This is a genomic window from Paenibacillus sp. 2KB_22 (genome assembly GCF_052115745.1).
Taxonomy (GTDB): domain Bacteria; phylum Bacillota; class Bacilli; order Paenibacillales; family Paenibacillaceae; genus Paenibacillus.
In genome coordinates, this window is sequence record NZ_JBFRHG010000003.1 from 781081 (window position 1) to 794316 (window position 13236).

General features: G+C 47.3%; 10 protein-coding genes. 6 read left to right on the top strand and 4 right to left on the bottom strand.

What is annotated here, in order from left to right; translation table 11 throughout:
• Positions 1–11: 11 nt before the first annotated feature.
• The gene (locus AB4111_RS22215; protein WP_442033245.1) at positions 12–1340 is read left to right on the top strand and encodes a PDZ domain-containing protein; all 1329 of its coding nucleotides are present in this window, start codon (positions 12–14) and stop codon (positions 1338–1340) included.
• An 89-nt stretch (positions 1341–1429) separates the two neighbouring features.
• Here the strand turns inward: AB4111_RS22215 and AB4111_RS22220 are convergent, their stop codons facing one another.
• Both AB4111_RS22220 and AB4111_RS22225 read right to left on the bottom strand, forming a co-directional pair.
• Positions 1430–2119, bottom strand: coding sequence for a response regulator transcription factor (locus tag AB4111_RS22220; protein WP_442033246.1), 690 nt, complete (start codon positions 2117–2119; stop codon positions 1430–1432).
• Positions 2120–2140: 21 nt separating this feature from the next.
• Positions 2141–3352: a sensor histidine kinase gene (locus tag AB4111_RS22225; RefSeq protein ID WP_442033247.1), complete on the bottom strand. Its 1212-nt coding sequence runs from the start codon at positions 3350–3352 to the stop codon at positions 2141–2143.
• 209 nt (positions 3353–3561) lie between these two features.
• Here AB4111_RS22225 and AB4111_RS22230 point away from each other — a divergent pair, with 209 nt between their 5' ends.
• The 4 genes from AB4111_RS22230 to AB4111_RS22245 all read left to right on the top strand — a co-directional run bounded on the left by AB4111_RS22230 (position 3562) and on the right by AB4111_RS22245 (position 8873).
• Positions 3562–4497, top strand: coding sequence for an ABC transporter ATP-binding protein (locus AB4111_RS22230; protein ID WP_442033248.1), 936 nt, complete (start codon positions 3562–3564; stop codon positions 4495–4497).
• Positions 4498–4509: 12 nt separating this feature from the next.
• Positions 4510–5706, top strand: coding sequence for an ABC transporter permease (locus AB4111_RS22235; protein ID WP_442033249.1), 1197 nt, complete (start codon positions 4510–4512; stop codon positions 5704–5706).
• Complete coding sequence (locus AB4111_RS22240; RefSeq protein ID WP_442033250.1) at positions 5699–6877, top strand: ABC transporter permease; 1179 nt, start codon at positions 5699–5701, stop codon at positions 6875–6877. Before AB4111_RS22235 ends, AB4111_RS22240 begins: the two co-directional genes overlap by 8 nt.
• A gap of 292 nt (positions 6878–7169) precedes the next feature.
• Positions 7170–8873 (top strand): molecular chaperone HscC, encoded by a 1704-nt coding sequence (locus tag AB4111_RS22245; RefSeq protein WP_442033251.1) that lies wholly within the window; start codon positions 7170–7172, stop codon positions 8871–8873.
• A 113-nt stretch (positions 8874–8986) separates the two neighbouring features.
• Here AB4111_RS22245 and AB4111_RS22250 read toward each other — a convergent pair whose 3' ends face one another.
• The gene (locus tag AB4111_RS22250) at positions 8987–9829 is read right to left on the bottom strand and encodes a flagellar motor protein MotB (protein WP_091013098.1); all 843 of its coding nucleotides are present in this window, start codon (positions 9827–9829) and stop codon (positions 8987–8989) included.
• Positions 9813–10610, bottom strand: a complete 798-nt coding sequence (locus AB4111_RS22255; RefSeq protein ID WP_442033252.1) for a flagellar motor protein — start codon at positions 10608–10610, stop codon at positions 9813–9815. Before AB4111_RS22255 ends, AB4111_RS22250 begins: the two co-directional genes overlap by 17 nt.
• A gap of 169 nt (positions 10611–10779) precedes the next feature.
• Here AB4111_RS22255 and uvrB point away from each other — a divergent pair, with 169 nt between their 5' ends.
• Positions 10780–12771 carry an excinuclease ABC subunit UvrB gene (uvrB, locus tag AB4111_RS22260; protein ID WP_091013102.1) on the top strand — a complete coding sequence of 664 codons (1992 nt, stop codon included), beginning with the start codon at positions 10780–10782 and terminating at the stop codon, positions 12769–12771.
• The last annotated feature ends 465 nt before the right edge of the window (positions 12772–13236 follow it).

A 13236-nucleotide genomic window follows, 5' to 3' on the forward strand; every position in this document is an offset into this window, starting at 1 on the left:
GAAGAGCCACAATGGAATGGGTATGGCCGTGGTTAACTACATTAGGCGAAGCAGTGTTGCAGTTGTTTATTCAGCCGTTTTATTATATTGCGGTGATCCTGATTGCGCTCATCTATCATCGTCAGTTACTGCAGGAGCGTAAATTGTTTCACGTTCGTTTGCAAAGCTCGATAACACAGACGATTCGTGCCGTACTGGGAGGCATACTCATTGGTACCATCGTCTCGATTGTGTCCTTATTCCTCGGTGCACATCTTACACTGGGAAGCCTGATATGCATATGGGCTGCAACGTTAATTCTATCCTTGTTTCGTATCCGGTATCTGTGTTTTGCCTACGCAGCCGGGTTACTGGGTGTGCTGCAATTTGGTTTGAATCTGGCTTCCGGCTGGCAACCATCAGGTTGGATAGGGAGTATAACGGAGACGCTACGTTCCCTGGATATGCCTGCACTGCTTGTCTTGGCGGCCCTTCTACATATGGGTGAAGCCCTGTTGGTACGCATGCAGGGGGTATCCATGGCATCACCGCTTCTCTTCGAGGGAAAACGAGGGAAGCTGGTTGGTGGATATCAACTGCAACAGTTCTGGGCCATTCCCCTACTGATTCTTGTCCCAGTCACAGGTAGTGGCGCGGAACTGGCTTGGAATCCACTGATGAATTCAGGTCATAGTTACATGCTGGTTGCGTTGCCGATTATGCTCGGATTTGGTGAGATAACGCAGAGTATGCTTCCGGGACAAAAGGTGCAGATCTCATCCAAGCGATTGATGATGTATGGGGCAACTTTGCTCGTGTTCAGTTTACTTGCTGCATGGTGGTCTCCACTCATGGTGGTTGCTGCACTGATTGCATTTATTGGACATGAATTCATGGTATGGTACAGCGCGTTTGAAGAGCAAAACCGCAGTCCGGTATTTGTCCATCCGCAGCATGGGTTGAAGGTATTGGCCGTTATACCGGAGAGTCCTGCTGCAGATTTGGGGATTGAAGCAGGAGAGACATTGTACAAGGTGAATGGTAAGTTGGTTCATTCACCGGAAGAGTTGCATCGTGCCCTGCGGATGAACCCGGCTTTTTGCAAGCTCGAGGTACGAAATCACCAGGGAGAAAGCAAGTTCATGCAGCGAGCAATCTATGAAGGGGAACATCATCAGCTTGGGGTCATTATGGCACCGGATAATCACGAGGTCTGGGCGATTCGATTACGTCCACTGACGCTGTTCCATATCATCAACCTCAAATTGCTTGCTCGTCTGAAAAAACCACACAGGGACGAAGCTCCCTTGGCATTACCGCCAGCGCCTGTGGCCAGTGATAAAGGGTCCGTGGAGATGTAACTAGCATACGTGATGAAGTGTGTTGCATACATCAAGCAATGAAAAAGGTATTTCCGAGCGCCGTCGCAGGCGAGGGAAATACCTTTTTGTTATTTTTTCAACATAAAGATGGCGATTTGGGTCCGATCACGTAAACTCAGCTTACCGAGAATATCCGTGACATAGTTTTTGACCGTGCCTTCACTGAGGAACAGTTTAGCGGCAATTTCCTTATTGGATAACCCCTCTGATATGGCTTCGGAAACCGCCAGCTCCATACGAGTCAGTCCATAGGATTCGATTGAATGCTGTGTCGGGGGAATCGCAGCAGGACGAAGCAGGCCTGTTAGCTTGCGGGCAATATCCGGATGGATTAACATATCGCCATTATGTACGGTCTTGATACCTTGAATGATCCGCTCAGGTGGTACATTTTTGAGCAAATAACCGCTTGCTCCATTCTGTAATGCCTGAATGATGTACTCGTCATCGTCAAACGTAGTCAGCATGAGCACCTGAATTTCAGGAAAACGTACCTTGATAAGCCCGGTACCTTCGACTCCGTCGCATTCGGGCATCCGAATATCCATCAAGACCACGTCCGCAGGTGTCCCTGCTTCAAGTAATGCCAGAGCTTCCTGTCCATTTGAGGCTGTGCCTGTAACGCAAATGCCGGAGTCCAGTTCAAGCAACACTTTAAGGCTTTCGCGAATGAAGTAGTCATCGTCAGCGAGAATCAGCCGAATAAGTGGGGACTGGGCTGCATTATTCTTGTTCTTCACATCATTCTGTTCGGACATGAGAACATTCACTTCCTTTATTCAGAGTAGATCTATCTGGTTCGTTATTGGAATGCTTGTAATCACGGTATATGGATAAGCCGATTGGATCTCCAAGGTTCCTCCCACCATTTGTGTACGTAGACGCATGCTTTCCTGTCCTATGCCACTTCCTTTAGACGAATGCGGATTAATTTTGCCATCATTACTTACGCTCATACAGACTTCCTGATCCCTGAATACCAACTCCACTGTGATTGAAGAGGCATTTCCGTGCCGTAGTGCATTCGTTACGGCTTCTTTGGCATTTTTGTATAAAACGATTTGTATGCTGGGGTACAGCACATGGGATGGGCCCTGAACTTCATATTGTGTCTTCACCCCGGTATCTCTGCCCACTTCCTCAAGAAGACGATCGAGTGCGTAGGCAGTGGAACCATAGGAATCCGGTCGCAATTTGTGAAGTGTACTTCGCATATCATCCATACTGGTGGCCAATTGATCACGAATCTGTCTCACCATTTCCGTTCCTTTTTCCCGATCTCGGGGGAGAGTCATCAGAGCGGCTTCCGACATCATTTTGGTGCGAATCAGTCGATGTCCGATCTCATCATGAAGCTGTCTGGAGATACGTGTGCGTTCCTCTGCCTGAGCTACTCCTTCAAGTTGCTTTGTAAATAACAGGAGCTGTGCACGTGCTTCTTGAAGCTCGTAATGTTTACTGCGGAGCTCGTCATAGACTTGTTCCAGTTGTCCGCGGCTGCTCGCCGTTCTTGATCCCTGCCAAGAGAGAGCCGCTGTGATGAGCAAAAGCAGGTTGCCAAAAACCATTGCTGTTGCCTCTGCGGTGAATAATGTGGCGGTGATTGTATTTGGTGTGGTTAACCCTGGCTGCGGTGCCAGTGGCACAGAATAATACCATCCCAAAGCGACATTGCTTGAGACAAGCTGAATGGCAAACATCAACCATCTCCGGCTTCCCTCGAGTCTGTATATATACACGTAGAGCACGGATATAGAGAGGAATAGCAGGATTGGTCCATACGAAGCAATCAGCCAACAGCTCCAGAGTATTTCGGCCAGAAGCAACAGCCATTGCTGTGTACTTGAACGGTTGAAATCTTTCCACACGGAGAGTCCAAGCGCGATGATGATATATAGGGTGTAGACGGCTTCGTTGTCCAAGGGCAGCATCAACATGTACAGCACGGCTGGAACGATAATTAATCCGTATTGCAGAAACCGCATCGGCATAGGGCTTTGACATCCTTTATATAAAAAGTGGAGTAAAATCTCTCGGTAATGCGCCCTTGATTATACCATAAGCGGCATTCGAATCAGGAGATGACTTAAGTCACCTTCGATTCATGACTTTTCGTACCTTCGCTAAAGAGTGCGATCCGTTACAATACAGATATGAAATCCAGCGGCGAAAGCCGAAACGGAAGAGGGGCGTAAAAGGGATGGGTATACTTGAAGTGCATCATGTAGTGAAACGATACGGGAGTAAGCTGTCCGTGGATCATTTGAACCTTAGTGTTGGCAAAGGCGAAATTTTTGGATTGCTCGGTCCCAATGGAGCAGGAAAAAGTACCACCATCAGCATGATTGCCGGGCTCCTGAACATGGATCAGGGTGAAATCAGATTAGATGGGATATCGGTCAAGGAGCGGCCACTTGAAGTGAAACGCAAAATTGGACTGGTTCCGCAGGATCTGGCTTTATACGAAACGATGACGGCTGCCGAGAATGTAACTTTTTTCGCCCGCCTGTATGGATTACGTGGAAAATTGCTTAAGGAAAGAGTGCAGGAGTCCCTTGAATTTGTAGGGTTACAGGATAAAGCAAAGGATGCTCCCTCGACCTTCTCTGGTGGTATGAAACGTAGGCTAAACATCGCATGTGCGATTACACATCGCCCGGATCTCATTATTATGGATGAGCCGACAGTTGGCATTGATCCACAATCTCGGAATCATATCCTTGAATCGGTACGCACACTCAACAAGATGGGTTCAACGATTATATATACAAGTCATTACATGGAGGAAGTGGCGGCGATTAGTCACCGGGTTGCGATTATGGATCAGGGGCGAATCATTGCCTGTGGCACGGAAGCAGAGCTGAGAGAACGGGTAGCATCGGAGGAAAAAGTAGTGCTCTCCACTTCCGGTATTAGTACCGACGTTGTGGAGGAACTGAAACTTCACCCTCGCGTGCAGATGGTAGAAATTTCAGAGAATACGCTGACCATTACGCTGCCTTCGGCACAGCAGGATCTCCAGGATCTGCTCTTCATTTGCAGCAAACATGAAATATCCATTCAGTCGCTCAAGGTCGAAGAGCCGGACCTGGAAACGTTGTTCCTCAATCTGACCGGGCGTACGCTGCGGGACTAGGGGGAACAAGAGATGAATATATGGCATATTTGCATCTTTGAATTGAGGCGTATTCTTAAGATTCGATCTGTGGTGTTGAACCTCTTCATTCTGCCGTTGTTACTGATTTTTATATTGGGCACGGCCCTTTCCAGTACGATGGGGACGGCGGATGATGTTATACCAGATACTGTACGTGTGGGAATCATCCATTTGAATTCGGAATCAGGCAGAGGGTCAGATACGCTTAATCAAGCACTGGATACATTCGTTCATTCCCCGGCGGTAGCTGAGATGGTCAAAGTGCAGGAATTCAAGACAGAAGAAGAGGCTGTCCATTCGCTGCGTACCGGTAAGCTGGACTTTGCTGTAATGATTCCTTCGGATTTTGAGCAGAACGTGATGATGGGGAAAGAGGCCAGGTTACAGTGGATACGTGGAAAGGACAGCACACTCAATACCTTGGGTGAAACCTTGTTCACACGTTTTACGGATGAATGGAACCGACAGATGGCGATTACCAAAGTGCTAGGTCCGGAAGTAATTGCTGCCATGGTCTCTTCTTCGGAGTCTGGAGCGGCAAGTTCCATCAACATCACTGTCATCAATCCCGGAAAGACAGGTACGGCCTACAGTGCCTCTCAATACTATGCAGCATCCATGCTGGCAATGTTCATGTTGTACTCGGGTATGACTACAAGTACCAGCCTTTTTGGAGAGCGGGATAACCGAACGTTAATCCGCCTTCAGGCCGCGCCGATAGGCAATGGAGTTATTTTCGCTGGCAAAATTGCAGGCAATAGTCTCCTCGCTTTCTTACAAGCAACAACGATTATCCTTATGACGTATTGGTTCTACGGTGTAGATTGGGGAACCCATCCTTGGTATATTGTGCTGACTTGTGTATTCATTACACTGGCATCCATGACTCTTGGCGTGATTGTGGCATTGGTATGCAAAACCACGGCATCGGCCAGCGCAACCATCCAAGGTATCATCGTTGCAATGACATTCATCAGCGGTGGGTTCATGCCCATTCCAATTGATTTTGTACAACGGATTAGTGAATTTACGGTTAACCACTGGGCGCTCCAGAGTTTTCTGAGAATGATGCTGGATGCACCTGTAGGAGAGATTGTATATAGCATTCTGATGTTAGGCGTGGTATGCGCTGTATTACTGTTGATCTCAGGATTGATTTATAGAAAGGCAGGATACCGATATGAATAGTCTACACATTGCCTGGTTGATGATTAGACGTACACTTGGCCGTAAAATGGGCTTTATTACGTTTCTGCTTCTGCCTTGCCTGGTGGTTACAGGAGCGGTTGCTCTCTTTGGAAGCGAGCAGAGTGCACGTACTGTTATTCCCTATGTCAATGAGGATGGAGGGGCAGCAGGAGCGTGGATGATTCAAGAACTTGCTGGCAACGAGGAGTACCTGCTCAAGCCGATGACAAACGAAGCAGAAGTGAAGGAAGCCATCGCTCAGCAAAAAGGAAGTTCTGGCATCATTATTCCGGAGGGGTATACCGAAGATTTGTTACAAGGCAAGTCAACCGAAATTCAACTGGTGGAGCTGCGGATAAGTGAAGCTTCCTACACACTGCGAGCAGCTGTTGAAGGTTTGACGAGTGGATTGCAACAATCTGCTTCAGCTATTACGCTGGCCGCAAGCCCTGTCTCAAGTGAGACTGACATACTAGAGAGTACACAGAAGTCGTTTGAAAAGCTTTTACAGGAGATAGGAAAGCATCAGGTTGCTGGTGAAGTCACCGCTCTGCAGATCTATCCCAAGCCAGGCTTGAACAATGTGACTGGATTTACAATCATGTTTATGATGGGGCTGCTGACCAGTGCAGTGGCTGTGATCATGGAAGATCGCAGGAAACGAACGATGGCCAGGGTATACACGGCACCCGTCCGTGCATATGAGATTGCGCTTGGTAATTTCCTGGGTAGCTTTGTCATTGGTATGACTCAGATTGTGATCGTTTTGGGAGTGAGCAGGGGGCTCATTCATTATGATGCTGGTATTCCTTTTGGCATTCATTTCCTGATCTTGGCAGCATTTATGCTGGTCTCCATGGGGCTCGCAAGTACCGTGGCAGGATTAATCCGTAATCCCAAAAATGCGAACATGCTGAATTCACTTGTCATTATGCCAACCTGCATGATAGGTGGTTGTTTCTGGCCGATCTCGTTGATGCCGGATTATATGCAAAAGCTCGCCAACTTTGTTCCGCAGAAATGGGCGATTCAGGCGGTGGAGACGATCTCTGCTGGTGGTACACTGTCGGATATTACACTGCCACTATTGATTTTATTTGGCATGGCTGCCATTTTGCTGACCGTAGGCTCTGCGATTCTGCGCCCTAGCCAGCCAGGAGTAGAGGCATAAGGTAAATACTAATTTTGAAGAAGCCGAATGCATAAGGGGGCATTCGGTTCTTTTATATTAAGGGCTCAGTGAAACAGATGATTTGACTGAATTTATACACTACACTTGTACTTCGTTGTATGGAGTTATACCTATGTTCTGTTGCTTTAAATCTATGGTAGATTATTCGTGTAGGGCTGAACTAGACAGGTTACGATCTGTCACGTATGATATGTTGCAGTCGGCGCATAACAGCGCGTGGTTTCTTCTATAGCAAGTGTAGATGTTAAACAGAAAGAAGGTTAGAAGCTTTATGACAATAATAGGAATAGATCTTGGAACAACAAATAGTTTGGTATCATGCTGGGTCAACGGGGAATCCGTTATTATCCCGAATGCTCTTGGGAATCGTTTGACACCTTCAGTGGTGAGTGTGGACGACAATGGGGAAATTTTAGTAGGGGAGATTGCCAAAGAGCGATTAATCACGCATCCAGAAAAAACAGCATCTGTATTTAAAAGATACATGGGAACAAACAGAACGTTTAGTTTGGGTACATATCAATTTTTGCCTGAAGAGTTATCCTCCTTTGTCTTGAAATCTTTGAAAGCGGATGCCGAAGCCTATTTAGGTGTTGAAGTAACAGAGGCTGTTATCAGTGTGCCAGCATATTTCAATGATACTCAGCGAAAATCGACCAAACGTGCTGGACAACTGGCAGGAATTAAAGTGGATCGACTGCTCAGTGAACCAACCGCCGCAGCGATTGCGTATGGCCTGCATCAACAGAAACCAGAGACAAAATTCCTCATTTTTGACCTTGGAGGTGGAACCTTTGATGTATCCATCCTGGAATTGTTTGACGGAATTATGGAAGTGAAGTCAGTAGCAGGGGATAACTTTCTGGGAGGGGAGGATTTTACCGAACTGATTACGCATTGGTTTTTGAATCATCACCAAATTCAGCAGAATGATCTGTCTGACAAGACACAGATGGCGCTTTGGAAACAGGCAGAGCTATGCAAGCAGGCATTGAGCGAAGGGCGTGAAGGAACGATAACCTTGACACTTGAAGATGGTGTGAAAGAGGTGAGCATTGATCGCACCCAATTTGAACAGTTAGCGAAGCCGCTGCTTGCCAGGTTGCAAAAGCCTGTGGAACGTGCGCTCCGTGATGCCGCCGTGCAACTCGATGAATTGGATGCCGTTATTCTTGTTGGAGGAGCAACCCGTATGCCTGTAATCTACTCGTTTACGGGTAAATTATTTGGCAGACTGCCAGCAAATTACTTGCATCCGGATGAAGCCATCGCCATTGGCGTGGGAATTCAAGCTGCTATGAAAGCTCGCCATGCGGATGTGCAGGAAGTTATTCTGACAGATGTATGTCCATATACTTTGGGGATTTCCATCTCGAAACCTTTAGGTGAAGGTCGATATGAATCGGGTATATTTGACCCAATCATCGAACGGAATACGGTTGTTCCGGTAAGCAGGGTTCAACGTTACTGTACATTAAGGGACAATCAAACTAAAATTACAGCTGATGTGTATCAAGGCGAAAGTCGCCTGGTCGAAAACAATATTAAACTTGGTGAACTGACGATTAATGTACCACCTGCACCGGAGGGGGAACAGGCTATAGATGTTCGCTTTACTTACGATATTAATGGCATCTTGGAAGTGGAAGTGTCTTCCGTGGATACGGGTGAAAAGAAAGTGGCGATCATAGAAGAGAAAGAAAGCGGTTTGTCCCACGAAGAGATTGCCCAACGTTTCAAAGAGTTGGAGTCTATCAAAATACATCCTCGTGAGCGGATGGAAAACCGGCATTTAGTGGCGCGTGGAGAACGCTTATACGAAGAATCTCTGGCAGAGCAACGTTTGGTAATCTTAGATGCCATGTTGAAGTTTGAAGAGAAGTTAAAACAGCAAGAAGATCGTGAAATTAAGAAGGAAGCAGAAAAATTGAAAGTGACGTTGGATGAGATTGAAAACAGTCACCGATTATGGTGAGAAGTGTAACATCATAACGAAAAGCACGGTCTTGTTCGAAGAGGAACAGAGATCGTGCTTTTTCGATAGTTATAAAAGATGAGATAACATTAGACCATTTTAAGAAGTGAAGATTAAGGTTGGAGTTGACGCAAGACAGTTATTTCGACCCGACGGTTCTTTTGTCTTCCGGCCGCTGTGGTGTTGTCACCCGTTGGGCGAGTATCCGCATATCCAGCATACTGGAAGCTGTCCGGGTTAAGTTTCTCTGTATCCAGGAAAAATCGTAAAACAGACAGTGCACGTTCCCCGGAAAGCTGCCAGTTATCGGTATAGGCGGAGTTTGCTCCGACAGGAACGTTATCGGTATGACCCTCAATGCTGACAACGGTATTTAGATCACGGAACAAGCTGGCAAGCTTACTGAGTGTTGGTGCTGCACCGTCCTTCAGAGCGGCCTGTCCCTGATCAAACAGGAAGCGGTCACTAAGTGTAATGGATAGGCCCTGTGGCTTATCCGCAACAAAAATCTGATTTTCCAGTTTATTATCCTCGATATATTGGGTAATCACATTGAACAGATTTTGCAATTCCTGCTCCTGTGATCTGAATTGTTCTTCCCGTTCTGTGAGGGGCTTGTCATCATCATCTGGCGTTACAGTCCCGGAGTCAGAAGGGTTTCCTTCACCTTTTGAAGAATCTTCACCTTGAATTCCGGATGGTGGAGTCTCTGTAATTGTCTGTCCGGGTTTCTCACCGAGTCCCTCACCAAGCTCAAGGACAGAGTCGGACGCATTGAATGTATTTTGTAACGATTGCGTAACGACGTCATATTTACCGGAATCCAGATTGCTCATGGCGTACATGATGACAAAAAAGATCAGAAGCAGCGTTATGAGATCAGCATAAGTAATCATCCAGCGATCCCGATGATCGATAGTTTCACGTTTTCCGCGCCGTTTACTGCGCCGACTCATCCAATCCCTCCTTTGCTAGGGGGCGTATAGACTGACGATGCGTAAGTGTGAAGGACTCCAGTCTTTTGCGTACAAGCTGGGGATTCTCACCGTTCTGAATGGCAAGTACACCCTCAAGAAGCATTTCCATGGTCTGCACTTCGTCAGCACCTCTGGATTTGATTTTGGAGGCAATGGGCAAAAAGATAAGATTGGCACTGGCGACCCCGTACAGGGTTGCGGTAAAGGCAACAGCAATGGCAGGTCCGAGTCCGGTAGGATCGGTCAAACTGCCAAGGACCTGAATGAGTCCCATCACGGTTCCGATGATTCCCATGGTTGGGGCGTAACCACCAGCAGATTCAAAAATTTTGGCGTAGCCCTCATGTTTTTGTTCAATAGAGTCAATCTCCATCTCAAGGATCTGGCGAACCACATCCTGATCTGTACCATCGACAACCATCTGAATACCGTCTTGCAAAAATGGATGCGGGTGATCCATAACCTTGCGTTCCAATGCAAGCACACCTGAGCGGCGTGCGATCGAAGACATCTCGACCAATTCTTCAACCCACAAGCCTGATTCATTATTGTGACGTCCAAAAGCCATACGCAGAGCAGCTGGAATCGTACGTAGACGATGCGCCGGGAAACTGGCAACCACAGCAGCAATCGTTCCACCGAATACAATTAAAGCAGCCGTTTTTTGCAGGAGACCGGACAACTGGCCGCCTTCCCACAAAAAACCGCTAATGACTGCGGCAATTCCGGCAATAATACCGATAAGTGTCGCAATATCCATAAATTAACCCACTCCTATCTTCATTTCACGTTTGCATCACTAAAACGAACGAGGTATAATTAAAAGGGAACAAATATTCCTATTACTATAAGTTTTCCCATATGAAAATTCGGGGAACTTCGACAATATATAGTGACTATTATTTTAGACGATAGGGTGAGATACGGCAATGAGCGATATTATAATGAGCGACAAAACGTTCGAAATCGAGTCAGAGTTTTCTCCCCAAGGTGATCAACCTGCTGCCATTAAAGAATTGGTGAAGGGTGTTCAGGAGGGGAAGAGGTACCAGACACTGCTGGGTGCAACGGGTACGGGTAAGACGTTTACGATAGCCCAGACAATAGCCCAACTGCAACGTCCTACGCTGATTATTGCACACAACAAGACGTTGGCGGCGCAGCTTGCAAGTGAGTTCAAAGATTTTTTCCCTAATAACATGGTTGAGTATTTCGTCAGTTATTACGATTATTTTCAGCCAGAAGCATATATCCCGTCCTCCGATACGTATATCGAGAAGGATTCAAGTATTAATGAAGAGATCGACAAACTGCGGCACGCAGCGACAAGTTCGTTGTTTGAGCGCAGGGACGTCATCATTGTAGCGAGTGTTTCTTGCATCTATGGTTTGGGTTCACCACACTCGTATTCAAGCATGTTGCTATCACTTCGGGTAGGTATGGAGAAACCGCGGAATCAGATTTTGTCTCGTCTGGTAGAGATCCAGTATCAGCGGAACGATATTAACTTTGTACGGGGTACGTTCCGTGTTCGTGGGGATGTTGTTGAGATTTTCCCTGCCTCCAAGGGTGAACATGCAATTCGGGTTGAATTGTTCGGTGATGAGATCGAGAAAATTACGGAGATTGATGTGTTAACCGGAGAACTGATTGGCGAACGTGAACATATTGCCATCTTCCCGGCGTCTCACTTCGTAACGCAAGAAGAGACGATGAAGGTTGCGCTGGTGAACATTGAGCGTGAACTGGAGGAGCGTCTAGAAGTGTTGCGTGAACAGGGAAAACTGCTGGAGGCTCAGCGACTGGAGCAGCGCACACGGTATGATATCGAGATGATGAAGGAAGTCGGATTCTGTTCGGGGATTGAGAACTATTCCGGTCCATTGACTTTCCGTGAACGCGGCGATACTCCGTACACACTGATGGACTACTTCCCAGATGACATGTTGATCGTGGTCGATGAGTCTCACGTGACTCTGCCACAGATCCGTGCGATGTATAATGGTGACCAAGCGCGGAAGACAGTATTGGTTGAACATGGTTTCCGCCTGCCGTCAGCGCTGGATAATCGTCCGCTCAAATTCGAAGAGTTCGAAGGCAAGATGGATCAGATTATCTATGTATCGGCCACACCGGGCCCGTATGAGATTGAGCATACCGATACGATGGTGCAACAGATTATCCGTCCAACTGGACTGCTTGATCCAATCATTGAACTGCGTCCAACCAAGGGGCAGATTGATGACTTGATCGGTGAGATTAATGACCGGATTGCCAAAGACGAGCGTGTGTTGATTACAACATTAACGAAGAAGATGTCCGAGGACTTAACAGATTATCTGAAGGAAGTTGGAATCAAGGTTCGTTATCTGCACTCCGAGATCAAAACATTGGAACGGATGGCGATTTTACGTGATTTAAGGTTGGGCGTTTTCCATGTCCTGATCGGAATCAACTTGCTGCGGGAAGGTCTTGATCTGCCTGAAGTATCCTTGGTAGCCATATTGGATGCCGATAAGGAAGGATTCCTGCGTTCCGAACGCTCACTGATCCAAACGATTGGTCGTGCGGCGCGGAACAGCGAGGGTCGCGTTATTCTATACGGTGATAAAGTGACGGATTCCATGGATAAGGCGATAAAGGAGACCGAACGTCGTCGTGCCATTCAGATCGAGTACAACGAGAAGCATGGCATTACACCACAGACGATTCGCAAAAAAGTGCGTGATGTGATTGAGGCAACCAAAGTTGCCGAATCCAAGAAAGACTATCTCACAGGCGCAGCCGAGAAGATGTCGAAGAAAGATCGCCAGGCGCTTATTCAGCGCCTAGAGGTAGAGATGAAAGATGCAGCCAAAAACCTGCAGTTTGAGCGTGCTGCCGAGCTTCGTGATGCGTTGCTGGAACTTCGCGCTGAATAAGATACTGCTCATTCATATGCTCCAGTAAAGATGGATCTGTAACAAGAGAACGGCCAATTGGCCGTTCTCTTGTTGAGTAAGGAAATCGTTGATATCTACCGATAATAAGAGATGTTGAAATCTTGAATTCGGGTCTATACTGATAGAAATGTTGAAATTGGTTAAAAGGTTTATAGGAAAGCAATTGGGAGTTGTGTCCCCCTGAGAGCTAAGAGGCACCATGGTGTTGAACATGGAGCCGAGCCAAAGGCAATGGCGACTTGCCGCGAACGTGGCGAAGCCGAGAGCGTCCCGGTGTTGACCTTGGAGCCGAGCCGAAGGCAGTGGCGACTTGTCGCGAACGTGGCGAAGCCGAGAGCGTTCCGGTGTTGAACTTGGAGCCGAGCCGGAGGCAATGGCGACCTGACGCGAACGTGGCGAAGCCGAGAGCGTTCCGGTGTTGAACTTGGAGCCGAGCCGGAGGCA